Annotated in this window: 17 protein-coding genes and 1 pseudogene; 14 read left to right on the forward strand and 4 right to left on the reverse strand. The window is 47.4% G+C overall.

Annotation, left to right across the window (positions count from 1 at the left end):
- Positions 1-63: 63 nt before the first annotated feature.
- The 8 genes from VSQ32_01395 (at position 64) to VSQ32_01430 (ending at position 10,729) form a co-directional block, all read left to right on the forward strand.
- Positions 64-744 (forward strand): D-lyxose/D-mannose family sugar isomerase, encoded by a 681-nt coding sequence (locus tag VSQ32_01395; protein ID MEH2941538.1) that lies wholly within the window; start codon positions 64-66, stop codon positions 742-744.
- A gap of 634 nt (positions 745-1,378) precedes the next feature.
- A complete protein-coding gene (locus VSQ32_01400; GenBank protein ID MEH2941539.1) occupies positions 1,379-3,205 on the forward strand; it encodes a glycoside hydrolase family 2 protein in 1,827 nt (608 codons plus the stop codon).
- Between the two features lie 120 nt (positions 3,206-3,325).
- Positions 3,326-5,320, forward strand: coding sequence for a CAP domain-containing protein (locus VSQ32_01405; protein MEH2941540.1), 1,995 nt, complete (start codon positions 3,326-3,328; stop codon positions 5,318-5,320).
- A 446-nt stretch (positions 5,321-5,766) separates the two neighbouring features.
- On the forward strand, positions 5,767-7,488 hold the full coding sequence (locus tag VSQ32_01410; protein ID MEH2941541.1) for an ABC transporter ATP-binding protein: 1,722 nt from the start codon (positions 5,767-5,769) through the stop codon (positions 7,486-7,488).
- 106 nt (positions 7,489-7,594) lie between these two features.
- The gene (locus VSQ32_01415; GenBank protein ID MEH2941542.1) at positions 7,595-9,382 is read left to right on the forward strand and encodes an ABC transporter ATP-binding protein; all 1,788 of its coding nucleotides are present in this window, start codon (positions 7,595-7,597) and stop codon (positions 9,380-9,382) included.
- 65 nt (positions 9,383-9,447) lie between these two features.
- The gene (locus tag VSQ32_01420) at positions 9,448-9,960 is read left to right on the forward strand and encodes an AAA family ATPase (protein MEH2941543.1); all 513 of its coding nucleotides are present in this window, start codon (positions 9,448-9,450) and stop codon (positions 9,958-9,960) included.
- Positions 9,961-10,164: 204 nt separating this feature from the next.
- Positions 10,165-10,431 carry a type II toxin-antitoxin system prevent-host-death family antitoxin gene (locus VSQ32_01425; GenBank protein MEH2941544.1) on the forward strand — a complete coding sequence of 89 codons (267 nt, stop codon included), beginning with the start codon at positions 10,165-10,167 and terminating at the stop codon, positions 10,429-10,431.
- A complete protein-coding gene (locus VSQ32_01430; protein MEH2941545.1) occupies positions 10,421-10,729 on the forward strand; it encodes a type II toxin-antitoxin system RelE/ParE family toxin in 309 nt (102 codons plus the stop codon). Before VSQ32_01425 ends, VSQ32_01430 begins: the two co-directional genes overlap by 11 nt.
- Positions 10,730-10,919: 190 nt before the next feature.
- Here VSQ32_01430 and VSQ32_01435 read toward each other — a convergent pair whose 3' ends face one another.
- Complete coding sequence (locus VSQ32_01435; GenBank protein ID MEH2941546.1) at positions 10,920-11,255, reverse strand: PadR family transcriptional regulator; 336 nt, start codon at positions 11,253-11,255, stop codon at positions 10,920-10,922.
- Positions 11,256-11,510: 255 nt separating this feature from the next.
- Between VSQ32_01435 and VSQ32_01440 the strand changes: the two genes are divergently transcribed.
- Positions 11,511-12,125, forward strand: a complete 615-nt coding sequence (locus tag VSQ32_01440) for a sce7726 family protein (protein ID MEH2941547.1) — start codon at positions 11,511-11,513, stop codon at positions 12,123-12,125.
- A gap of 5 nt (positions 12,126-12,130) precedes the next feature.
- A complete protein-coding gene (locus VSQ32_01445; GenBank protein MEH2941548.1) occupies positions 12,131-12,904 on the forward strand; it encodes a helix-turn-helix transcriptional regulator in 774 nt (257 codons plus the stop codon).
- Between the two features lie 6 nt (positions 12,905-12,910).
- On the opposite strand, the gene VSQ32_01450 is transcribed toward VSQ32_01445, so the two are convergent.
- Both VSQ32_01450 and VSQ32_01455 read right to left on the reverse strand, forming a co-directional pair.
- Positions 12,911-15,322 (reverse strand): N,N'-diacetylchitobiose phosphorylase, encoded by a 2,412-nt coding sequence (locus VSQ32_01450; protein ID MEH2941549.1) that lies wholly within the window; start codon positions 15,320-15,322, stop codon positions 12,911-12,913.
- Between the two features lie 23 nt (positions 15,323-15,345).
- Positions 15,346-18,045: a cellobiose phosphorylase gene (locus tag VSQ32_01455; protein ID MEH2941550.1), complete on the reverse strand. Its 2,700-nt coding sequence runs from the start codon at positions 18,043-18,045 to the stop codon at positions 15,346-15,348.
- 285 nt (positions 18,046-18,330) lie between these two features.
- On the opposite strand from VSQ32_01455, the gene VSQ32_01460 reads away from it, so the two are divergent.
- The 4 genes from VSQ32_01460 to VSQ32_01475 all read left to right on the forward strand — a co-directional run bounded on the left by VSQ32_01460 (position 18,331) and on the right by VSQ32_01475 (position 24,391).
- Positions 18,331-19,716 (forward strand): ABC transporter substrate-binding protein, encoded by a 1,386-nt coding sequence (locus VSQ32_01460; GenBank protein ID MEH2941551.1) that lies wholly within the window; start codon positions 18,331-18,333, stop codon positions 19,714-19,716.
- 138 nt (positions 19,717-19,854) lie between these two features.
- On the forward strand, positions 19,855-20,805 hold the full coding sequence (locus VSQ32_01465; GenBank protein MEH2941552.1) for a sugar ABC transporter permease: 951 nt from the start codon (positions 19,855-19,857) through the stop codon (positions 20,803-20,805).
- Positions 20,806-20,809: 4 nt separating this feature from the next.
- Positions 20,810-21,655 carry a carbohydrate ABC transporter permease gene (locus VSQ32_01470; GenBank protein ID MEH2941553.1) on the forward strand — a complete coding sequence of 282 codons (846 nt, stop codon included), beginning with the start codon at positions 20,810-20,812 and terminating at the stop codon, positions 21,653-21,655.
- Between the two features lie 168 nt (positions 21,656-21,823).
- Positions 21,824-24,391 carry a glycoside hydrolase family 3 N-terminal domain-containing protein gene (locus VSQ32_01475; protein ID MEH2941554.1) on the forward strand — a complete coding sequence of 856 codons (2,568 nt, stop codon included), beginning with the start codon at positions 21,824-21,826 and terminating at the stop codon, positions 24,389-24,391.
- A gap of 27 nt (positions 24,392-24,418) precedes the next feature.
- On the opposite strand, the pseudogene VSQ32_01480 reads toward VSQ32_01475, so the two are convergent.
- Positions 24,419-24,994: pseudogene (locus VSQ32_01480) on the reverse strand (sugar O-acetyltransferase).
- Positions 24,995-25,171: the final 177 nt, after the last annotated feature.

Below are 25,171 nucleotides of genomic sequence, written 5' to 3' on the forward strand. Positions count from 1 at the left end.
TTTTGATAACTGGACAGTTTTGCAATTGCCTGATAGCTGTTAATTAATGAAAGGAAAAAGAAAATGAAACGTTCAAAAATAAATGCGGAAATCAGACATATGGAAGAAATGATAAAGGCCCACGGATTCGAAATTCCGCCCTTCTGCAAATGGTCTGCAGATGACTGGAAAGCCAGAGGGCCTGAATACAATGAAATCCGGGACAATATGCTGGGATGGGATATTACCGATTATGGTCTCGGAAAATTTGACGAGGTGGGATTTTCCCTGATTACCATCCGCAACGGTAATCTGAAACTGGATAAATATACCAAGACCTATGCGGAAAAGCTCCTCCTTGTAAAAGAAGGGCAGATGGCTCCCATGCATTTTCACTGGAATAAAATGGAAGATATCATCAACCGGGGCGGGGGTAACGTGCTGATTACCGTTTACAATTCCACAGAGGACGGAGAGTTTGCGGATACGGAAGTGACAGTCAGCTGCGACGGAAGGGAATTTACCGTTCCGGCAGGTACGAAAGTGAAGCTGACGCCGGGAGAAAGCATTACCATTTATCCTTATATGTACCATGATTTCCATGTGGAGGAGGGAAGCGGCGACGTGCTTCTGGGAGAGGTATCCATGTGCAATGACGATGAAAATGACAACAGGTTTTATGAGCCCATCGGACGTTTTCCGGCGATTGAGGAAGATGAAGTCCCCTATCGTCTGCTGTGCAACGAATATCCGAAAGCAGAGTGAGAAGGAGAACCCGATTGATACGGCAGAAATTAAATCATAACTGGCAGATGTACGGGCCGGGAGAATCTCCCCGGCCTGCAGTTGTCCCAGGGACAGTGTATACGGATTTGCTGCGCAGCGGGGATATGGAAGACCCCTTCTGGAAAGACAATGAAATTTCCGCGCTGGCCCTGATGGAAAAAGATTATACATATGAGATCTGTTTTGACGGGGAAAAAGATTTGCTGGCCAGCCGGAGGATTCTGCTCCGGTTTGACGGGCTGGACACCATTGCCGACATATATCTCAATGAAGTCCATGTGGGATCAGCATATAACATGCACCGTATATGGGAATACGATGTGACTCAGATTCTGAGGGAAAGGGATAATAAACTGAGAGTTGTTCTCCATTCGCCCCTGAACTATATCCGGGAAGCCTTTGGGAAATGCCGGACCCTGGGCTCCGAAGATGCCATGGACGGTTTTGTCCATATCCGGAAAGCCCACTGCATGTTTGGCTGGGACTGGGGCGCTCATCTGCCGGACGCAGGCATTTTCCGGCAGGTATCTTTACTGGGTATTACAGATGCAAGACTGGACAGCGTGTATGTCCGTCAGGAGCATACGGACGGGGAGTTACCCTGCATTTTGAGGTGGAAGCAGAACAGATATCCGCTGCGACAGAGCAGAGTTCCCTTACGTATACGGTGGAAATTACCGCGCCGGAGGGGGAAGTCCGAACCTGTACCGGTTCTCCGGCAGAAATTCATATCAGCAATCCCAGGCTCTGGTGGCCCAACGGATATGGCGGCCAGCCCCTTTACCGGGTAAAAGTAACCCTTTACGCAGATGGGATTCCCGCTGACGTATGGGAGCGGAATCTGGGCCTCCGCACCCTGACAGTGAGAACGGAACAGGATGAGTGGGGCACAGGATTTGCCCATGAAATCAACGGAGTCGCTATATTTGCCATGGGGGCCGACTATATTCCGGAGGACCATCTGCTGGGCCGGGTAACGCCGGAGACCACCAGAAAGCTGCTGGAACAGTGTGCGGCGGCAAATTACAATGCCATTCGGGTATGGGGCGGCGGATATTATCCGGAGGACTGGTTTTATGATATCTGTGATGAGCTGGGGCTGATTGTCTGGCAGGACTTTATGTTTGCCTGTGCGGTCTATGAACTGACCCCGGAATTTAAAGAAAATATCCGTCAGGAATTTATTGACAATGTGAAACGCCTCCGCCACCATCCGTCCCTGGGCCTGTGGTGCGGCAATAATGAGATGGAAATGTTCGTGGAGGAAGGCCATCACTGGGTCACCAAAAAGACAGAAGTGCGGGACTATATTCTCATGTACGAACAGCTTATTCCGGAAGTACTGGAAACTTATGACCCTCAGACCTTTTACTGGCCTGCAAGTCCTTCCTCCGGCGGAGCCTTTGACGAGCCCAACAGCCCGGACAGAGGGGATGTGCATTACTGGAGCGTATGGCACGGGAACAGGCCTTTTTCAGAATACCGGAAATACTTTTTCCGCTATGCCTCAGAATTCGGCTTCCAGTCTCTGCCCGCCCGGAAAACGCTGGAAACCATCACCGATGACCCCAGGGATATGAACCTGTTTTCTTATGTGATGGAAAAGCACCAGAGACAGTACGGGGCAAACGGAAAGATTATGAATTACCTTCAGCAGACTTATCTCTATCCTTCGGATTTTGATATGTTAATTTATGCTTCCCGGCTTCTGCAGGCTGACGCCATCCGGTACGGCGTGGAGCATTTCCGGAGGAACCGGGGCCGCTGCATGGGAGCCATTGTCTGGCAGCTAAACGACTGCTGGCCAGTGATTTCCTGGTCCTCCATTGATTACTGCGGCCGCTGGAAGGCTCTGCATTATATGGAAAAACGGTTTTTTGCACCTCTGATGATTTCCTGTCAGGAAGAGGGAATGATGACAAAGGAAGCCGATATGAACCGGGAGCATTTTGTATTTGAAAAGTCCATCCGCTTAAATGTTGCAAATGAGACCAGAGCAGACCAGCAGGTGGAGGTATTCTGGGAAGTAAGAAACGCCGCGGCAGAGGTTCTCAGAAGGGGTGAAATCCGTCAGGTGCATGTTCCGGCCCTTACCAGTGTCTGGCTTGAGAAAGTGATGCTGCCGGAAACGGACATATTTTCAGAGTATGTGAGTTTTGGAATGAGACAGAACGGAAAAGTCATATCTGAGGGAACCGTGATTTTCTCTTATCCCAAATACTTCCGCTATGAAAATCCCCGCCTTTCCTTCCGGCTGGAAGAGGACGAAATCATAATATCCGCAGACGCTTATGCAAAAAGCGTGGAAATACGGAATGAACAGGAAGACTTCATTCTTTCGGATAATTATTTTGACATGAACGCAGGAGAGAAGCGGGTAAAAATTCTTTCCGGAGAGCCTCAGGGAATCCGGTTGAGAAGCGTGTATGATATCAGGTAAAATCTGCCGGTATTCAGTTGAATACCGGCTTTTTTCATGATACAATTTATTAAATTATATTTTTAATTATGGGAAATTCTTCCTGTTTTTGTAAGAGTTTGCTATGGAAAGGAGATTAGAATGAAAAAGGCATATCTGCGCGCACTGTTTCTGGTGGTCTGGCTGCTGCTGATTCCCCTGGCGGGAAATTTTACAGGAATGGAAGCCCAGGCAGCTTCCGGGGAGAAGCCGGACAATATGGAATATACCTTTGCTTCCATAAATGGGTGGGAGGTTTCCACCAAAACAGAGATGGGAAAAGTCACAGTGCTTGTATTTGGATACACAACCTGTGGGAATTCCCAGGCTACCATCCGGAATATTGCAAAAAGCGACTGGGTAAGCAGTGCGGGAATACGGGTGGTTTTTGCAGAAGCTAATAAAGCCTCTCAGGAAGCGGTGAAAAATTTTGCCGCAACATACGGGAATGAGCATATTCTGTTCTGTTATGATGGAGGGAGCAGTATCTGGGACGCCGCGTTTGAATATTATGACCTTGGCGTTCTCAATGAGGGGGCAGGAGCCGGATTCCCTTTTACGGTTCTGATTGACGGGAACAATAAAGTTCAGAAGGTACTGACCGAATATCAGTCTGCGGACGGAATTATGAAAGAAATCAGAGCCTTTGCCGGTGAGAATTATGAGGAAACCAATCCAAAGGTCAATGTGGATATCAGCGGTACGGAAAATTATTCTTATGCAAATGAAGTGCTGGCGCTGGTTAATCAGGAACGTGCCAGGAGAGGACTTGGGGCCCTGAAACAGGACCAGGCCCTGACAGAGGTTGCCATGCAGCGGGCGGCGGAACTGGCCATGTATTACAGTCACACCAGGCCCGATGGGACGAAGTGTTTTACCGCCACTGACCGGGGTACCCGCAGAGCGGAGAACATAGCGGTTGGTTATCCTTCTCCCCAGGCTGTGATGGCGGCCTGGATCAGTTCCCCAGGCCATCTGGCCAATATCACGGATTCGGAAATGACCAGCATTGGAATCGGCTGCTTTCAGGACAGCGGAGGAATCTGGCACTGGGTACAGTTTTTTGACAATGCGGCAGCCCTTGAGCCGGCTCTTTCCGGCAGCAGCCAGGTGACCAGAAGCGTTTCCATACGGAAATCTCTGCTGCATCTGCAGCCAGCGGCAAATCAGGCCTTTGTATGCAAAGATAAGGGAACGGCAGTTTCCATGGATATTTATCATGCAAATGAACTGTTTGAGACCAGTAAGCCGAAGCTGTCTGCATCCGGCTTTGATTTTGTCAGCAGTAATCCTGCGGCGGCAACGGTTGACGCCGGCGGAATGATTAACGTGCAGGGGCCGGGAACCGCCGTAATCACTGCCTCTGTAAAGGGAGACGCTTCCTGTACTGTGACGAAAACCATTACTGTGGCGGACCATGTGTATGTTGTCAGCAAAGTGGAGCCCACTTATACGGAGGAAGGTTATACCCTGCACACCTGCTCTGTCTGCGGAGACAGCTATAAGGATTCCATTGTTCCAAAGCTGGAGCAGCCTCAGAATTCCGAAAAAGGTATTTCCGATGTGACCGGTCTTAAGGCCTCGTCCGGGGCCACCAGTATCAAATTGAGCTGGAAGAAGGTTTCCGGGGCGGAAGGGTACCGGGTTTATCAGTATTCCGGGAAAAAATGGGAGAAGCTGGCAACGGTAACCTCCGGCCGAACTTCCTGTACTGTGAAAAAGCTCAGGTCTGCCACCGGTTATCGGTTTGCAGTAAAGGCGTACCGGACCGTAAATAAAAAGCAGGTGTTCAGCAAGTCCTACACTTCTCTGTATACTGCCACAAATCCGGCAGATGTGAAGTTTAAAGTAACGGCCGGGAAGAAGAAAGCTGCTGTAAAATGGGATAAGGTGCCCAGGGCTGACAAATATATCGTTTCGTATAAGACCGGGACAAAAGGTTCCTGGAAGAATCTGAAAACCACAAAGAGCCTCCGTTATACCAGGAAGAATCTGAAATCCGGGAAGACGTATACTTTTGCAGTGAGAGCCTGCAAAGTTTACCGGGGAAAAACTTACACCAGCAGTTATCAGGGGAAAAAAATAAAAATTAAGTAATTGACAAATATTAGCAGACATGTTTTAATAGAACGTAGAAATCAGATAAAATAAAAGAAAGCGAGGTAAGATCATGATTAAGTTAGCACAGAAGAACAGAAATAATTTCACAGAGACAACTTGCAGATTTACCTCGGTGACTGTAGACAGGATTCCACATTATTTCAGGGAAAGATATGCACATGTATCGGATGTGCCTGAAGAATGAAATAGCAGTGGATTTGTATGCGCAGAGTGCGTACAGATAACAGGAAGACAGAAACCCCGTGGGTAAAGCCCACGGGGTTTTTTTATCTTAAAAGAAAGACCTTGCCACGCTAATGCGTGAAAATGTTTTCTTATAGAATAAAAAGTCCTTATCGCACTGCGGCGAATCTGAAGTATGTCACAGGGACTCGAATCAGTATGAAAACTGTCACCGGGAGACATCTGGGAAAGGAAGGATTATGAAGAAAATACTGAATTATATCGCCCATTACTGGTATGCGTATCTGTTTGCCATTTTCTGTATGGTTACAGCCATTGTGCTGGATATGCTGTATCCGGTAATCACCAAGAGTATTGTGGATGATGTTATCATTCAGGGGAAAATGGAGCTTTTGGGCGGACTGCTTACCATGATAGTGATTATCGGGGCAGGCCGGAGTCTGGGCGGTTATCTGAAAGAATTTACCTTTGATACGGTAAGTGTTAAGATTGCAGCCAGACTGCGGAAAGATTTGTTTGCCCATATTGAAGGGCTTTCCATGGATTATTTTGACGACACCAATACGGGAGAGCTGATGGCGCGGGTAAAAGATGATGTGGACGCGGTATGGAATGCACTGGGATATGTGGGAATGCTGTCCATTGAGGTGGTCATCCACATTTCCATGGTGCTCTACTGTATGTTTACCCTGAACTGGAAACTGGCTTTTCTGCCCCTTGGAGCAATGATACTGATGGGAATCATCGCCGTTTTCATGGAACGGAAGCTGGATAAAATTTATGAAGCAATCAGTGAGGAAAATGCCAGGCTCACCACCATTGCCGAAGAAAATCTGGCGGGTGTGCGCACGGTAAAAGCATTTGCACGGGAAAAGTTTGAAATTAAAAAATTTCTTTCCCACAACCGGCAGTATTATGATTTGAATATGCAGCAGGCGAAAACGCTGGTACGGTTTTATCCGGTGTTTCAGTTTACCGGAAAGCTGCTGCCGGTGGTAATGGTGATTATCGGCGGAGTACAGGTGATTTATGGGGAAATGACACTGGGAAGTCTGGTGGCTTTTTCCGAGTATTGCCGGAATATTGTGTGGCCCATGGAAATGCTGGGATGGCTGACCAATGATCTGTCTTCGGCCGTTGCTTCCTGTAAAAAAATCAATAAAATTTATCAGCAGAAATCTTCCATTACAGAGCATGAAAATCCCGTGGTACTGGAACAGGTAAAAGGAGAAATTTCCTTTGAGCATGTATCCTTTGCCAGAGGGAAGCAGAAAATTCTGGAAGATGTTTCCTTTACGCTGCCGCAGGGGAAAACCCTTGGGGTGATGGGGGCTACCGGGGCCGGAAAGACTTCCATGGTAAACCTGCTGATGCGCTTTTTTGATGTGAAAGAAGGAAGTGTGAAGCTGGACGGTGTGGATGTGCGGGAACTGTCTCTGGCACAGCTTCGCAGCAGTATCGGAACGGTTATGCAGGATGTATTTCTGTTTTCTGACACCATTTCCGAGAATATCCGTATGGGCAAACGGGCGGCTCTGGACAGTCCAACCATGGTCCATGCCGCCGGGCTGGCTCAGGCCAGAAAATTTATAGAAAATATGCCGGAGACTTATGAGACCATTATCGGAGAGCGGGGCGTGGGACTTTCCGGGGGACAGAAGCAGCGTATCAGTATTGCCAGAGCCATTGCAAAACGCAATCCGGTGCTGATTCTGGACGATTCTACTTCAGCCCTGGACATGGAGACGGAATATGAAATCCAGAAATCACTGGAGACTCTGGACGCCACGAAAATCATTATTGCCCATCGGATTTCCGCAGTGCGCCGGGCAGATGAGATTATTTTTCTGGAGGACGGAACCATAAGAGAGCGGGGAACCCATGAGGAACTGCTGGCGAAACAGGGCCTTTATTATGACACTTATGTGGCTCAGATGGGCACAGCGCCGGGGCAGGCCTGATGTGTTTCTTCCCCAGGATACATTGCCGCTTTGATAAGTGAAAGTGTTTTCCTGCGAGAGGAAACCTGGAGAGGCAGACAGAAACAGACAGAAAGCAGGTGTGATTTTGGCAGTTAATTCTTATAAAACAGACGAACAGCTTGAGAGTATCGGGAAAAAAGAGACCTTAAAGCGGCTGTTTGCTTATTTGTTTCAATATAAACTTCAGGTGGCAGGAGTGCTGGTCTGCATGGTTATCACCGTCGTGATTTCCCTGATTAACCCTCTGATTATCGAGGAGGCAATTGACGTGTATATTGCCGGAAAAGATATGCAGGGGCTGGCCAGGCTGGCAGTGATTACTCTGATAATTAACGCGATTTTTATAGTTATGGTAAAGGTGCGGATGTATGTGATGGCCCGGATTTCCAATCAGATTCTGCTGGAAATCCGGCAGGAGCTCTACGAGCATATCCAGACACTGTCCTTTTCCTTTTTTGACAGCCGCCCCACCGGGAAGATTCTGGCGCGGGTTATCGGAGATGTCAATTCTCTGAAAAATGTGCTGGTCAATGCAGTCACCACTCTGATTCCGGATTTTATTACCATCTGCGGTGTGGTGGTGATTATGGTAGTAAAGGACTGGCGCCTTGCGCTGGCTTCCTTAAGCAGCATTCCGATGATGGCTGTGGCAATCTGGTTTATCCAGAAATTTTCCCATGCCCGCTGGCAGATTTTCAGGAAGAAAGGCTCCAATCTGAACGCCTATGTTCATGAGGGCATTGCAGGAATGAATGTGGTTCAGAGTTTCCATGCGGAACATGAAACGCAGGATATTTTTGCAGGTCTGGTGAAAGAGCATGAACAGTCCTTTATCAGGGCGGTGCGGATTTCAGATATGTTCGGCGGGGCCATAGATTTCTGCTGGGGTATCGGGGCCATGATTCTCTACTGGGTGGGAATTCAGATGATTGGCGGTGAATATGTGAGTATTGGTATGCTGGTGGCTTTCGGCACCTATATCAATATGTTCTGGAATCCGGTGATGAACCTGAGTAATTTTTACAATCAGGTGATTACCAATCTGACAGCGGCAGAGCGTATTTTTGAAATTCTTGACACGAAGCCGGATATTTTTGACAATTCGGATGTACAGGAACTGCCGGATATTGAGGGAAAAGTGGAATTTGAGCAGGTGTCCTTTACCTATGATGAGGGAACTCCTGCGGAAACAAAAGTGCTGGAAAATGTAAGTTTTCAGATTCAGCCGGGAGAGACCATTGCCCTTGTGGGTCCTACCGGAGCGGGAAAAACCACCATTGTGAATTTAATCAGCCGCTTTTATGATATCCAGAAAGGGAGGATTCTCGTTGACGGACACGATATTCAGAAGGTGTCCATGGAAAGTCTGCGGCGGCAGATGGGTGTGATGACACAGGAGAATTTTATTTTCCAGGGAACAGTCAGAGAAAATATTCTCTATGGCAATATGGAAGCCACAGAGGAGGAAATCATTGCGGCCTCAAAGGCGGTCAATGCCCATGAATTTATTATGAAGATGGAAAAGGGCTATGATACTGTGTTAAAAGAGCGCGGAGCGGGACTGTCCATCGGCCAGCGCCAGCTGATTGCATTTGCCAGAACTATGGTGAGTATGCCGAAAATCCTGATTCTGGACGAAGCTACTTCCAGTATAGATACCCACACGGAGATTCTGGTGCAGAAAGGGATTGAAGCGTTGCTGAAAGGGCGTACCAGCTTTGTTATTGCCCACAGGCTGTCCACCATACAGCGGGCAGACCGGATTTTTGTCATTGATAAAGGAGGTATCCTGGAACAGGGCAGACCGGCGGAACTGATGGAGAAGAGAGGCCATTATTATAATCTGTATATGGCCCAGTTTAAGAATGTTTAAGGCTTGCCCTGAGGAGGGCCCGGAGGGCTGGCAGAAGTGGCCGCCTGTGTTGGGAGGAGATAAAAATGCGCGTGGCAGTGATCGGATACAGCGGCAGCGGGAAATCTACCCTTGCAAAATATTTGGGCGAGAAATTTCAGATTCCTGTTCTGCACCTGGACAGGGTGCACTGGCTTCCCGGCTGGCAGGAGAGAAGCAGAGCGGAATCAGCAGAGATTGTAAAACAGTTTCTGGATGAGCATAAGTCCTGGGTGATTGACGGGACTTACTCCGCTCTGGAATTTGAGAGACGTCTGGAGGAAGCGGACAAAATTGTACTGATGAATTTCAGACGCCTTCCCTGTTTCTTCCGGGCCTGGAAACGGTATGTTCAGAACCGGGGACGAACCAGAGAGTCCATGGGAGAGGGATGCGTGGAACGGATGAACCGGGAATTTATCTGGTGGCTGCTTCACAGGAAGAAGAGCCAGAAGGAACGGTATCGGAAGGTGCTGGAGCAGTACGGATACAAAACCGCTGTGATTCGCAGCCAGAAAGAACTGGATAAGTGGGTGAAAGAGTTTGTCGGAAACTGTTGAAAAGGCAAAATTTGTTGCTGAAAGCGGCGATAAATCGGAAATAAGTGGACAGGTATTGTGCCAGTAAAATTATCTGGCCGGACACATTTGTGTTGTGTAAATTGTGTATCATCCCACAGTGTTTTGAATAATTTGTGAAAATACTTTACGAAAGGTGATAATAGAGATATAATTATATCAAAAAAATGATACGAGGTGATATGGATGATCATAAAAGCATCAGCGTCATTAAGAAATGATTACACAACGATTTCTAATATGGCAAAAGAAACAAAAGAGCCAATATATATTACTAAAAATGGTGAGGGTGATCTGGTTCTTATGAGTATAGAGGCTTTTGAAAGGCGGGAACAGATTTTACAGCTCCGTGCGAAGGTTTTTCAGGCAGAACAGGAGCGGCTGGATGGAGCTGAGACAGTCAGCGTTTCAGAGGCCAGAAAGCGGTTAAGGGAGCGGGCGGATGGCATATAAGGTAGAGTTCCTTCCTGTTGCGTGGGAGGATTTAAAACGGATTGAAGACTGGTATCTGGTTCAGTTTGGCGTGGAAACAGCTTTGAAAATAAGTGACCATATATTGAACGTAACAGAACGTTTGGGGGAGTTTCCGGATTCAGGTTCTTTAACACCAGATGAATGGCTGAATCAGCAGGGATACAGAATGGTTATATGTGATAAGCATGTTGTCATTTATAAGCAGACTGGCACAGTGGTTTATATTTACCATATCGCAGACACCCGGACAGATTATACGAAATTGTTCTGTCAGTGAAGTGAAAGGAAATATTTGGATGATAAAAATATAAGTGCTTTGAAGCCGCCGCAGCAGGCTGGTTTTGCGGCAGCTTCCGGAAGATCCCATTTTGTTCTTACAGGGATTTCTGATACTTCCAAAACTGTATGGCGAACCAGAAAAACATTATAAGGTATACCACAAATCTGGAATTGAAAAAAATCTGATTTCAGTTTTCATGTCTTTCATTATCACACACCTCTTTCATAGTCCGGTAAAGTCGCTCTATCCGTTTCTGTTCCAGCTCCAGTACCTGTGTCCCCAGTTCCGTAATACAGTAAATTTTTCTCTTTTCTTCTTCCCGGACAAAACGGATGAGACCGTCCTTCTCCATTTTTGACAGGCTGCCGTACATGGTGCCGGGACTGATGTGGATTTCCCCCTGTGTCAGCGCTTCCACCTGTTTCACAATACTGTAACCGTGGGCTTCTTTACGCAGAAAAAGTAAAATGTAAAATCCCGTTTCTGTCATCGGAACGTATACTTTCTGAATATGGGCATTCATGTCACCACCTCACTGTCCGGTTCAATGCCTGAGTACCGTAAATATATCGCAGTACGATAGTTATATTCTGCTTATCGCACTGCGATATATATTTGTCAAGGAATAAATGTGCAGCCAGACCAGAGGGTTTGTGTCCCTTTCCCATAGATTTCTGCCATTATATGTGCTAAACTGTAAACTGATACAGATATCATTGAAAATTCCGGCAGAAACCGGAACCGGACAGAGAACATCCAAAAGAAGTGAGGGCCGAAAATGCTTTACGATAAGGATATCAGAGAACCGCTGTTTGATTTTCTGGAAGAAAAATACGGGAAAATCAGGATTATAGAAGAAAAGTCAGTGGGGCGGAGCCGTGCAGATGTGGTAATGGTGCTTCCGGAATCCCTTTGCGGACTGGAAATCAAAAGCGATGCGGACACTTATGCCAGGCTGAGCCGTCAGGTGAGAGATTACAATCAGTATTTTGATTATAACTATATTGTGGCGGGGACGAAACACGCCCACCATGTAGAGGAACATGTGCCTGACTGGTGGGGCATTATTACAGTGGAACTGGAAGAGGGCAGGCCGGATTTTTATCTGCTGCGGAAAGCCGGGGAGAATCCCAAAGTAAACTGGAAACGAAAAATGGGTCTGATGTGGCGGCCGGAGCTTGCACGTATTCAGGAAAGAAACAGGCTTCCGAAATACAGGGAGAAAAGCAAGGACTTTGTGATAGATAAAATATTACTAAAGGTGCCGAAGGAGCGTTTGTACAGACAGATCAGCGACGAACTGTTTGAGCGGGATTATACAGAGATTGAGGAAAATATCAGGGCTTATAAAAAGGAAGCTCTGCTGAGGCGGTTACAGAAGAAAGGCGGGTGAGCTTTGTGGGATATCAGGATGAGTGGCTTCTTTTTGAAGCGGAAGATGATGTGGATGAAATCGAACACAGACAACCGACAGAAGAATTTCTGTTTTATCAGGCAGTATCCAACGGAAATGTGGCTGCAGTTCGGAAGAACTGTGAACAGGAACGGTTTCTGGACAGCGAGGGCGTCGGCGTACTGTCCCGCAATCAGGTAACGAATCTGAAATATCATTTTGTGATTACGACGGCCATGATTACACGTCTGTGCAGGCAGAAAGGTATGGAGCTGGAACAGGCTTTTCGGATGAGTGATTTTTATATTCAGAAGCTGGATGATATTCATACTGTGCAGGGAGTGCATAATCTGCATGATGAAATGGTATTGGATTATGCGGAAAAGATGCGTATACTCCGCCGGAGTGATACCAACTCCAGACATATCAGCGCCTGTAAGGAATACATTTATTCCCATATCAAAGAACGTATTACCATTGAAGACCTGGCAGATGAACTTGGAGTGTCGTCCAGCTACCTTTCAAGGCTGTTTAAAAAGGAAACCGGGGATTCTGTCAGCGCCTATATCCGGAAACAGAAAATTGAAAAGGCCAGAAATCTGCTCCGCTACAGTGATTACTCTGTTATTGAGATTGCCAACCGTCTCTCCTTTTCTTCCCAGAGCCATTTTATACAGCAGTTTCGGGAAATTGTGGGTATGACGCCGAAAAAATACCGGGATATCAATTATATGGTGCAATGGGATATTGAAACCGGGGCAGAATCTGCCCCGGAGTAGCTGCCTTTATAATACAAGCACTATTTCATTTTCTTTCTGAAGAAGGCTGGCCGGGATATAATTTCCGGTGAGCTTTTTGCCGTTCAGCGTAAGTTTTTCACAGCCGGATTCCCGTCTGCCGGGATTTTCCACAAGGATATGCAGATGTTTTCCGCGGAAGTCTTTGTCAATCTCAAAATGTGTCCACTCCTTTGGTATGGACGGGGAGATTTTAATTCCCTCCGGGTCGGGGCGAAGTCCTAAAATGCCTTCCACACAGCCCACCATAACAGTGGAAGCGGTACCGGTGAGCCAGTGTACATGAGAGCGTCCGGGGTGTTTGCTGGCCCTTCCCTCTGTAAACTGCCCGTAACAATATGGTTCCAGGCGGCGGATATCTGCCTGCTCATTCCAGGCGGCAGGGGCATTTTCCATGAAATAGGTAAAGGCACGTTCTCCATGGCCGCAGAGAGCCTCCGCAAGAATCAGCCACCCCTGGGATTGAGAAAATATACCTGCGTTTTCCTTGGTGCCAGGATTATAAATCACTGCCAGTGCGCCCTCAAAGGCATGGGCATGGTAAGGGGGATCCATTAGCAGCGCGCCGTATTCCGTATTTAACCGGTGATAAACGTTGTCAAGTATGGCGTCAGCCTGTTGCATATCGGCAAGTCCGCTGATAACAGCCCAGCTCTGAGGGTTTAACCAGAGATTGGCTTCCGGGTCCGCGGCAGAGCCCACAGGCTGGCCTTTTTCTGTGTAACCCCGGATAAATCTGTCTTTGTCCCAGCACAGTTTCCGGATGAGTGCGCCAAGTTCTTCCTGTTGTTTTGTTAAAAAATTCAGATAGTCTGTATCCTGCCTGTATGTTGCGAACTTTTTCAAAACAGTCATGGCATAATAAAGCTGCATCGCCACAAAAGAGGATTCTCCGTCTGCCCCCAGGCGCAGGCAGTCATTCCAGTCTGCGTAAAGCCCGGCAGGCATGCCGTGAGGACCGGAATGTTCCAGAGAAAAGCGGATGGCCCGTTTCAGATGGTCGTACACACTGTCTGCTTCTTTATCCGCATAGGGAATGCGTTCTTCAAGAAAATCCATATTTCCTGTTTCGGCGATATATTTATAAACGGTTGGAAAGAGCCAGAGAGCGTCGTCTGCCCGGTAAGCCGGATGCCCGGTTTCCTGTCGGTAGGAAGCGTCGTCCGGGGTATCTTCATGTCCGGGATTATGGGTAAATTTTACAAGGGGCAGACCACCTCCGCTGCTTGTCTGGGCAGAAAGCATAAAGCGGATTTTTTCTGCCGCCAGTTCCGGTGCAAGGTGGATGATTCCCTGGATATCCTGTACGGTGTCACGGTAACCATAACCGTTGCGCAGGCCGCAATAGATAAAGGAGGCTGCGCGGGACCAGAGGAAGGTCATAAAGCAGTTGTATGCATTCCAGGTATTGATCATGGTATTGAATTCCGTACTGGGGGTGCTGACTTTCAGATGATCCATCCTGTTATGCCAGCAGTTTTTCAGCTCGTCCAGTTCCTTCCTTACGGTTTTTTCCGTATCTGTGTAAGCAGAAAGGATGGCTGCCGCTTTTGGGGATTCCTGTTCTCCCAGCAGAAATGCAATGGTTTTTGTCTCTCCCGGCTCAAGAGTAATATTGCAGGAGAGGGCACCGCAGGAGTTTCCGTTGTAGCCTGTGATATTTCCAAGGTTACCGGAGGAAACTCCCTGCGGATTGTTGTATCCATGGTATTTTCCAAGAAAGTGTTCCTTTTCTCCGCAGTAGGAAGCAACTTCGGCTCCGACAAGACCAAAGAAGCGTTCCGTTACATTTTTTTCATCCACTTTTTCGTTTTCCCGAAGGGAATCCAGATTGCCATGTATCTGCTGCATGATTCTGTTTTCTTCAAATAACGTGCGGCCAATGAACAGAGAGTATTGCAGATTTACCTGATCCTGCTCATAGTTGCTGTGGTTGGTAAATTCTCCATATCCGGTAATGGTAAGTTCTCTGGGATTTTCGGAGGTGTTCGTCAGGGACAGGGCCCAGACTTCATGGGCTTTTTTCAGGGGGACATAGTAGGAGGCCCTGGAAATGATTCCGGCATATACGGATTCTATTTGGGTATAGCCCATTCCATGGCGGCAGGTGCTTTGATAATCTTTTAAATCTTTCCCGACTGGCTGCCAGGAAGCGGACCAGTAATCTCCGGATTCATTGTCGCGTATGTAGAGATATCGGCCAGGCTGGTCAAAGCTGTTGAAAATGTAGCGCAGGATGCGTCCGTTTGCGCCGGATTTTGCAAAGCTGTAGCCCCCGGCATTGTTGGAAATGATTGCACCGTATTCCGGAGAGCCAAGATAGTTTACCCATGGGGCTGGCGTATCCGGCCGTTCTATGATGTATTCTCTGTTATCGTCGTCAAAATATCCATATTTCATCTTGCAGTTTTCATCCTTTCCTTTTAAATAAGTTCTACTGTGATTGTGTATGCGTGATCCGGCAGGGCATTTATGCTTTCCCGTGTGAGAACCGCAAAGGAATCTTCACAGACAGGAAGCATGGTCTGCCCGCAGAGGGCGGAACCAATGGTACAGGCGCCGAAATCTTTGCCTTCTGTGTTTTTGTATACGATGGTAAAACATTTTCCGGCAAAAGGGACGGTGATGGAGGCATTTCCATCTGAATCAAACTGTTCTGCCAGAAGTTTAGGGTATAAAATAAGATCTCCGGATTCTCCGTGGACGCCGAAAACTTCTGTAATCATGGTCATCATGTACCAGCTCGCCGCTCCGGTCAGATAGTGGTACATTCCGCGTCCGTCAGAGCGGAAATATTCCGGGATGCCAGGATAAATGTGGCTGGTATCAAAATTCAGGGCGGTATCGGCGAGGGTTTTTAAAGCCTTCCAGCCTTCTTTCACAAATCCCCGGCGATACAGGGCGTTTGCGTACATGACTGCCATGTGGGAGAAGACGGAGCCATTTTCCTTTTCCCCATAGGCGAATCCAAACATGCGTCCCATATCAGATTTCAGTTCATGGAAATCAGTATTCAGACGGTAGCCGCCTGTTTCTTTCCGGTAAAGATAATGATCTGCACTTTTTACAATTTTCCTGATGTGGGTGTCCTCCGCCACTCCGCTCATGATGGCAAAGACCTGGCCGGTCAGCATCATGCGAACCTGTCCATTGTGGATTCCTTCCACAGCCTGTCCCTGGTTGTCATAATAGCTGTTGAACCAGCCTTCTCCCTCCATTCCTTCTATCCATTCCTGATTTCTCACATAATCCATCAGCCAGGCTGCTTTTTGGGACAGATCTGCTGCAAGTACAGAAAGGGAAAAAACGGCGCGTCTGCCTCTGACAGTATGTTTACAACGGGAAGTATAGTCAGCCAGAATTTTCTGCTTTCTGCCAGTGTCGTTATAAAGTTCCGGGTGGTCGCAGAGTAAAAGTTCTGTTTCTTCCAGAAGTTCAGCGGTATGGACTGTAGAACTGCTGTCCAGCAGACGGATCATGGCGGCAAGTTCCAGGAGGTTGCCTGCATAGGCGCAGGTGAAGGCAACGCTTTCGCCCTTTTCCGAGGCCATATCCAGCGCATCGTTCCAGTCTGCGTCCCGCAGCCGGCAGATATTATGGTCTCCTGTTTCGTAAAAGGCAGTAAGCTGCTGGATGAGAAGATGCTCTAAAATGCTTCCGGTATAAATATCTTTTTTATCTGTAAGCTGCATATTTCCATCTGCCTGGTCCCAGAGGGTATCCAGGGCTGTTCCCCGTATTACCTGCGCATCTTTGAAATAGGGAACCTGCCGGTTCAGGATTTCAATGTCTCCGGTCTGGTCGATGTAAAGTTTTGTGGTCATCAGCGGCCAGAGGGCGTGATCCATCCAGACACGGGTAATACCGTTGCGGTCTGCAAGGAAATTTCCGTCTCCGGTTCCGATAATGGTGGCGTTTGTTCCGTCCATGCGGACGCCGCCGTAGTTTTTGATGATCATGTCCCTGACATTTTCCGGTTCCATCAGAAGAAGAGAGAGGCAGTCCTGCCATAAGTCGCGCCATCCCCGGCCTCCACGGCCATAATCGTGATGAGGGAGGAAGGAGCAGCCAAACAGCCGGCGCAGGAAGGGCTGGAAGCTGATCCACTTCATGAGACAGTCAAAATCTCTGTCACCGGTATGAAAGCTGACTTTCACTTTTTCCTGCCAGCAGGATTTCGTATCAGCCAGGGCAGCCTGTACCTTTTCTGAGGTATTGTATTTCCGGAAAATATGGTGAATCTTTTCCCGGCTGTTTTCTGCTCCAAGGAGGATGATATATGATACCTGCCCGCCGGGGGCAAGGGAAATGGTTTCAAAACGGAAAGCGCCCATTCCTTCTTTTCCTGCTGCCTGACAGGGGGCGGGATATCCCGGATACTGTTCGTATACGGCACGGGGATGAGTAAAGGAGCCTCCTTCTCCAATAAAATCTTCCACAGTGGGATAGAAGCTCACTGGTGCAGATCCGCTTCCGGTACAGCCCATAACGTAATAAATCCGGTCATTTGGGCGGTGGCCTTTCTCATCAAAAGACATGGTGGGGCGGACAAAGATTCCGTATTCTTCTGCATCAATGCGATGAAGCATGGAAGTTACATTCCGATGGTCACGGATGTTGTCTGCACTGCGGCCGTAAATTGGGATCCCTGCACAGGCTGTCAGCTTCCGGGCAGATTCCGACCGGTTTTGGATTGTCACATGCATGATTTCCACATTTTCGTCTTTTGGAATAAAAAGATCCACTGTGGATGTAAGCTGCAGAGCTTTGAAGGAACGATTTAATGTATGCCACATAAATCCTGCGGACACCTGGCTTTCCTCCTGCCGGGAAGTGAATTTTGCCGCTTCCTGTTCCGCAGAAGCGCCGGAGACGGAACAGACGTCTCCGGTTTCCGTGGTACACCAGAAATTCCGGACAGAACGGTTATTATGGAGATTTTCCGAACTTACCGGTTCCAGAAGAAAAGTTTCCTGGTCAATCTTGGCGTCCCCGCCAAGGCTGGGGGTTACAGCGCTTTTTAATCCTGTTTCCGAAGCCAGAGGAAAGTACAGGTAACTGGTATTTTCCGGCTGGCTGATTACGAAACTTCCATGTTCATCGGTAAATTTTATACGTTTCAAATTTCTTTCTCCTTTCCATATGGTTAAGGAATATCATATAGGAATTTTACTTCTGAGAAAATCAGAAATATGAGAAAAATATCAGAATTATGACCTAAAAATAAAAACATGGATTTTGGTATATCGCGTCAGGAATAATATTTTCAAAAGGTGTCATGAATCTGACATTTTGTTAAAATTCGTAGTATATTCGTCCTGGAATCTACGATATAATCCTGCCACACAATAAATGTGCGGTAGAAGTGTAAGGCAGATGCCGCAGAAAAAAGAAGGAGGATTTATCAAATGAAAAAGAGGACAGTTAGTATCTTATTGGCTGTTGCAATGGCAATGGGAGCGCTGGCAGGATGTGGAACGTCGTCCGGCTCCGGAGCGGGAGAAGCATCCGATTCAGAGGAAGGGAAAGTCATCAATATTTACAGCTGGAACGATGAATTCCGTCAGCGTGTGGAGGCGGTTTATCCGGAGGTGAAGAAAACCTCCAAAGACGGAACGGTAACTACATTAAAGGATGGGACGGAAATCCACTGGACCATAAATCCCAATCAGGATGGCGTATACCAGCAGAAACTGGATGAAGCGCTGTTGAATCAGGCGGATGCGGCGGCAGACGATAAAGTAGATATCTTTTTGTCCGAGACAGATTATGTGAACAAATATACGGATGCAGATGCAGACGCAGCCATGCCCCTGACAGACCTTGGCATCGATCCGGAAAAGGATCTGTCGGATCAGTACAGTTTCACAAAGGTTACAGCTTCTGATGCAAACGGTGTTCAGAGAGGTTCCACCTGGCAGTGCTGTCCGGGACTTTTGGTATACCGCCGGGATATTGCCAAAGATGTATTCGGTACGGATGATCCGGAAAAAGTGGGCGAAAAGGTGAAGGACTGGGATACTATGAAAGCAACAGCGGAAGAACTGAAGGCGAAGGGGTATTTTACATTTTCCTCTTATGCGGATACGTTCCGGCTTTATGGCAACAGTATTGCCCAGTCCTGGGTCAGCCCCGGAGAAACTGTAATCAAAGTGGATCAGAAAATAATGGACTGGGTAAGCGATTCGAAGGAATGGCTGGATGCGGGATATCTTGACAAAAATATAAAAGGCCAGTGGAATGATGACTGGAACAAGGCAATGGGTTCCACTTCAAAGGTGTTTGCTTTCCTGTTTCCGGCATGGGGCATTGATTTTACGCTGAAGCCCAACTGGGATGGTGAAGACGGCGCCTGGGCAGTTACCAATCCTCCGCAGGAATATAACTGGGGCGGTTCCTATGTTCATGCATGTACCGGCACAGATAACCCGAAGCATGTGAAAGATATCATCCTTGCAGTGACTGCAGATCAGGAAAATCTGTTAAAGATTTCCAAAGATTATGCGGACTTTACCAATACTCAGAGCGGTATGCAGCGGGCGGCAAAAGATGATAAGAAGTTTGCTTCTGATTTCCTGGGCGGACAGAACGCATTTGCATATTTTGCACCGGTGGCAGAGAATATCGTGATTGCGCCTCTTTCTGCTTACGATCAGGGCTGTGTGGAATTAATCCAGAATTCTTTTAATGATTATCTGCAGGGGAACGTTGACTTCGAAAAAGCAAAAGCGAACTTCGAAACAGCAGTTATTGAGCGTTACCCGGATATTACGGAAATTCAGTGGCCGGAATAAAGAGATTCTGACGTCCTGGTGCGCAGGATAAGGCAGCGTAGCCCGGATAACCGGGATTTGCAGCCAGAATGAAAAGAGCCGGCGCTGCGGTATGCAGAATGGGCGGCGCCGGATAAAAACAGAAAGGGGTGGCAGTTTATGGAAAAGAAACATAAAAAAATAGATTATGCAAAATGGGGCTATCTGTTTATCCTTCCATTTTTTGTGAGTTTTTTCATATTTTCTCTGATCCCTCTGGTGGATACTGTCCGGTATAGTTTTTTTGAGTATTACCGTTCAGGGATTAAAGAGATAGGGCCGAATTTTGTGGGTCTGGAGAATTATATCAGCCTGCTGGGTTCGGATATGCTGAAATATGCAGGCAATACCATGATACTGTGGATTATCGGATTTATTCCCCAGATTGTAATTGCTCTGGTGCTTGCCGAGTGGTTTGTGGACGCAAGGCTTAAAATCCATGGAACACAGTTTTTTAAGGTGGTGATATATCTGCCGAATCTGATTATGGCTTCTGCCTTTGCCATGTTGTTTTTTACCATGTTTTCCACGAACGGGCCCATCAATTCCATTTTGACTTCTTTCGGATGGATCAGTCAGCCGGTGGATTTTCTGGGTTCTGTATGGGGAACAAGATCCCTGGTAGGGCTTATGAATTTCCTGATGTGGTTTGGAAATTCCACAATTATGCTGATGGCGGCCATTATGGGAATCAGCCCGGATGTATTCGAGGCGGCTGAACTGGATGGATGTAACAGCCTGCAGCGGTTTTTCTATATTACCCTTCCCCAGATACGTCCAATTCTTGCCTATACGTTGATTACTTCTATTATCGGCGGATTGCAGATGTTTGATGTGCCTCAGATTCTGACAAACGGACAGGGGACGCCGGATCGTACCTCCATGACCCTGATTATGTTTCTGAACAGTCATTTAAAGAGTAAGAATTATGGTATGGCGGGCGCATTATCGGTATTTCTGTTTGTTGTCAGCGGTATCTTATGCTTTGTAGTATATCGGATGACCAATAATGATGATCCGGATGGCTCGAAAGCGGCAGCAAAAAAAGCAAAAAAGCAAAGGAGGGGATAAAGTTATGAAATCAAAAGGCTCCAACCATGCACGAAGTATATTGGCGCATATTGTACTGATTATCCTGTCGTTTATGTGTCTGTTTTTCTTTTATATTCTGTTTATCAATTCCACGAGGTCCCATGGAGATTTGCAGAAAGGTTTTTCTGCTCTGCCGGGAAATTATTTTCTGGAAAATCTGAAAAATGTGGCTAACGACGGTACATTTCCCATGTTTCGGGGGATTTTAAACAGCCTGGTGGTTTCCGGCTGTTCAGCGGCAATCTGTACATATTTTTCGGCATTGACAGCTTATGGTCTGTATGCGTATAATTTTAAATTAAAGAAAGCGGCCTTTACTTTTATCATGGCAATCCTTGTGATGCCCACGCAGGTGACAGCAATGGGATTCCTGCGGTTAATTACAAATATGGGAATGTATGATTCCCTGCTTCCGCTGATTATTCCCTCCATTGCATCTCCGGCTGTATTCTATTTTATGTACAGCTACCTGCAGTCCTCCCTTCCCCTGTCTCTGGTGGAGGCGGCAAGAATTGACGGTTCCGGGGAATTTCGGACTTTTAACCAGATTGTGATTCCCATTATGAAGCCGGCCATTGCGGTACAGGCAATCTTCACCTTTGTGGGTTCATGGAATAATTATTTTGTTCCGGCACTGGTGATTCAGTCCAAAGATAAAATGACGGTGCCCATACTCATTGCGACCCTTCGCGGTGCGGATTATATGAATTTTGATATGGGTAAAATATACATGATGATTCTGGTGGCAATTGTTCCAATTATCCTGGTGTATCTGTTCCTGTCAAAATATATTATTGCAGGCGTAACCCTTGGCGGAGTAAAGGAGTAATGACGGGAAGGTTTTACGGAAAAAAAGTTGCTTTTAATATAAGGTTCAGTTATGTTTGAAGCCTGAAGCAGTATAAAATGAAACGAAGGAATCCAACTCTGTGTGAAAGCAATATATGATGGGTTGGATTCTGTTCGTGTCAGAAAATAAGATTGGAAAGGAGAAAGTATGGCGGTATTACAACAGGTCCACAGTGGTACAATGGAAGAACGTCCATCTAAACGGGAAATCCTGCATGGAAAACTGGCCGGAAAACTGGCAGCGGAAGGCATGGTTCTTCTGAAAAATGAAGGGGTTCTTCCCCTTAAAACTTCTGCGCCCGCAGGGTTGTTTGGCGGAGGCGCAGTCAGAACGGTGAAAGGCGGAACTGGTTCCGGGGACGTGAACAACCGGGAAAATATTTCTGTTTACCGGGGACTGAAAGAGGCAGGGGTTCCCATCACCAGTGAAGAATGGCTGATAGATTACGAGAAGCGTTATGAGGATGCCAGGAATGTATGGAAGGAAAAGGTGCTAAAGGACGCCGAAAAGATGGAAAATCCTTTTGACGCCTATGCCCTGAATCCATTTTCCATGCCGGAGGGCCGCAGTATTTCAGAAGAAGATGTGAAAGGCGCTTTGACGGCGCTGTATGTAATCAGCCGCATTTCCGGCGAAGGGAAAGACCGCAGCAGAACAGAAGGGGATTATTATTTAAGCAGACAGGAGCGGGAGGATATTCTGTTTCTGAACCGTCAGAACATGCCCATTGTGCTGATTCTGAATGTGGGAGCACCAGTGGAACTGACGGATATACTACAGGAAGCAGAGAATATAAAAGGGATTCTGCTTATTTCCCTGCCGGGACAGGAGGGAGGACACGCAGCGGCCAACGTGTTGCTTGGAAAATCTGTACCTGGAGGAAGGCTGACAGCTACCTGGGCAAAGCGCTATGAAGATTATCCTTCGGCGGAGGAGTTTGGAGCCCTGAACGGAAATCTGGAAACAGAGGAATACCGGGAAGGAATTTATGTGGGATACCGGTATTTCAGCAGTTTTGGTGTACAGCCCCTGTTTCCCTTTGGCTACGGACTTTCCTATACGGAATTTTCCGTGGATTTTGACAGACTGGAAATTACGGAAACAGGCGCGGAGCTTATCGTTACTGTGAAAAATATCGGGAAAATTTATGCAAGCCGGGAAGTTGTACAGGTCTATGTAACATTACCTCAGAAAGAGATGGAAGAAGCAGAGTGTTCTGCGGCTGATGAGGAAAGGATAGGGCTGTCGTACCTGTTTGGGCCTCAGGGGAAAGAATGCTACCGGCTGGCCGGATTTGCCAGGACGGGATTACTGCAGCCGGGGGAATCCCAACAGCTCAGAGTTGTCACAGACCAGAAACAGATGGCTGGTTTTTCAGAAGAACAGCAGGCCTGGATAGTGGAGAAAGGTTCTTATGGGTTGTGGCTGGGAAAACATGCAGAATCTCTGGAACCGGCGGCAATTCTTACAGTACCGGAGTCTGTGGTGCTGGAGCGTACGGAAAGAATACGTCCGGCACAAAAAGTTCTGGAAGAATTTGCCGAACCGAAATCTGTGAAGGAGAATGTCTCAAAATGGTTGAAAATGGCAAAAAAGCAGAAGACGCCAGAATTTCTGTTCCATCCCCGCGGGGAGCAGAACCGGGAAACGAAATATTCCGTGACTCCGATGCCCGGCGGGCAGGGAGGAAGTAAGGAAGAGCTGAAAGGAAAGGAGCAGGAACTGTCCGTTGAGGAGTTGATTCCTCTTTTATATGGAAATGTTGTAAAGGGAGCCAGTACTCTGGGCTCATCGGGCGTCCGGGTGCCGGGTTCAGCCGGGGAGACCACGGAAACGCTGGAACATAAATATGGTGTACGTTCGCTGATTATGGCGGATGGGCCGGCGGGGCTGCGCTTGCGCCAGAGCTATCAGGTGGACCGGAAATCAGACTCTGTGTATGGGGTGGGAGTTCTGGGCTCTCTGGAGAACGGTTTTCTGGAGGAAATGGAATTTCATGAGGATGCGGACACCTATTATCAGTATTGTACGGCTTTTCCCGTGGGGACAGCGCTGGCCCAGACCTGGGACGTGGATTTAATGAGAGAATTTGGCAGAGCTGTGGCTCTGGAGATGGAAGAGTTTTATGTGGATCTGTGGCTTGCGCCTGGGATGAATATTCAGCGGAATCCGTTGTGTGGAAGGAATTTTGAATACTATTCGGAGGACCCTTTCCTGTCCGGAAAAATGGCGGCGGCAGTTGTTTCCGGTGTGCAGGCAGATGGAAATTGCGGTGTTACGGTGAAGCATTTTGCCTGCAATAATCAGGAAGATAACCGGATGAGTGTAAATGTCTGTATTTCCCCGCGGGCCTTACGGGAAATTTATCTTCGTGGGTTTGAAATTGCAGTCAGGGAAAGCCGGCCCGTTGCTGTTATGTCCTCCTATAATCGTATCAATGGCTTTCATGCAGCTAATTTTGGAGATATCTGTACAGGAGTCCTGCGGAAAGAATGGGGATTTGAAGGTGTGGTAATGTCTGACTGGAATACAACAGTTCCGGCGGACGGAAGCATTTCCTGGAAATGCGCCGTTGCCGGAAATGATATTATTATGCCGGGAAATCCCCAGGATGATGAGAATATCCGGCAGGCCTGTGAGAGAGGAGAACTGTCAGAAGAAGCAATCCGAACCTGTGGGAGACGGGTGCTTGCCATGATCCGGAAACTGACATAAAGCCTCCGGACATAAATCAGATGTCGTTTTTCTTATAATACGGCAAGGATTTCCGCAGGCGATGGTATTGTCCGGAAAATCTCTGGTGACAACGCTTCCGGCTCCTATGACAACATTATTGCCGATGGTTACGCCCGGCATAAGGATGGCGCCGCCTCCCAGCCATACATTATCTCCGATGACAACAGGGGCAGTCTGTGTTTTACAGAATTCAAAAGAACCGTCTTCCCTGGCGGGTCCGAACCGGTTCGCTGCATTTGTGGGATGGAAGGCGGTATAAATCTGGACATTGGGCGCTATCAGCGCGTTATTTCCGATGATAATTTTATTATCGTCCGGAAACGTACAGTTCATATTTACTTCGCAGTTATTTCCAAAATAAATATTATTGCCGTAATCCACATAAAAGGGCGGGGTAATCCACAGATTTTTACCCCGTCCGCCCAGCAATTCATTCAGAATCCGTTCTTTTTCTTCGGAATCTGCAGAATCCGTTTGATTGTAATTCCTGATTAAATCTTTTGCTTTATGCTATTGGGTCAGCAGCTCTGTGTCTCCGCAGTCATAGAGCTGGCCTGCCAGCATTTTTTCCCGTTCTGTCATAGTCTGGTTTCCTTTCGTAATCTGAATTGATAAATCAATTATACGGTAAAATTCTCTCCATGTCACCCTTTTTCGCCGGAACCGGGGCTTAAAACAGCAGCCTGTGTAAATCCAGGTTGACAAAAAGACAAATATTTTGTATGATAAAGGAACTTTAACGGTTTAAAGTGCGAAAAG

This window comes from Lachnospiraceae bacterium JLR.KK002 (assembly GCA_036941025.1).
Classification (GTDB): domain Bacteria; phylum Bacillota; class Clostridia; order Lachnospirales; family Lachnospiraceae; genus Petralouisia.

Bases quoted from the DNA above. Each gene is read 5' to 3' on its own strand.
- VSQ32_01460 (MEH2941551.1), top strand. From the start codon at position 18,331: ATGAAAAAGAGGACAGTTAGTATCTTATTGGCTGTTGCAATGGCAATG.
- VSQ32_01425 (MEH2941544.1), top strand. From the start codon at position 10,165: ATGATCATAAAAGCATCAGCGTCATTAAGAAATGATTACACAACGATT.
- VSQ32_01410 (MEH2941541.1), top strand. From the start codon at position 5,767: ATGAAGAAAATACTGAATTATATCGCCCATTACTGGTATGCGTATCTG.
- VSQ32_01465 (MEH2941552.1), top strand. From the start codon at position 19,855: ATGGAAAAGAAACATAAAAAAATAGATTATGCAAAATGGGGCTATCTG.
- VSQ32_01435 (MEH2941546.1), bottom strand. From the start codon at position 11,255: ATGAATGCCCATATTCAGAAAGTATACGTTCCGATGACAGAAACGGGA.
- VSQ32_01430 (MEH2941545.1), top strand. From the start codon at position 10,421: ATGGCATATAAGGTAGAGTTCCTTCCTGTTGCGTGGGAGGATTTAAAA.
- VSQ32_01405 (MEH2941540.1), top strand. From the start codon at position 3,326: ATGAAAAAGGCATATCTGCGCGCACTGTTTCTGGTGGTCTGGCTGCTG.
- VSQ32_01420 (MEH2941543.1), top strand. From the start codon at position 9,448: ATGCGCGTGGCAGTGATCGGATACAGCGGCAGCGGGAAATCTACCCTT.
- VSQ32_01475 (MEH2941554.1), top strand. From the start codon at position 21,824: ATGGCGGTATTACAACAGGTCCACAGTGGTACAATGGAAGAACGTCCA.
- VSQ32_01395 (MEH2941538.1), top strand. From the start codon at position 64: ATGAAACGTTCAAAAATAAATGCGGAAATCAGACATATGGAAGAAATG.
- VSQ32_01440 (MEH2941547.1), top strand. From the start codon at position 11,511: ATGCTTTACGATAAGGATATCAGAGAACCGCTGTTTGATTTTCTGGAA.
- VSQ32_01470 (MEH2941553.1), top strand. From the start codon at position 20,810: ATGAAATCAAAAGGCTCCAACCATGCACGAAGTATATTGGCGCATATT.
- VSQ32_01450 (MEH2941549.1), bottom strand. From the start codon at position 15,322: ATGAAATATGGATATTTTGACGACGATAACAGAGAATACATCATAGAA.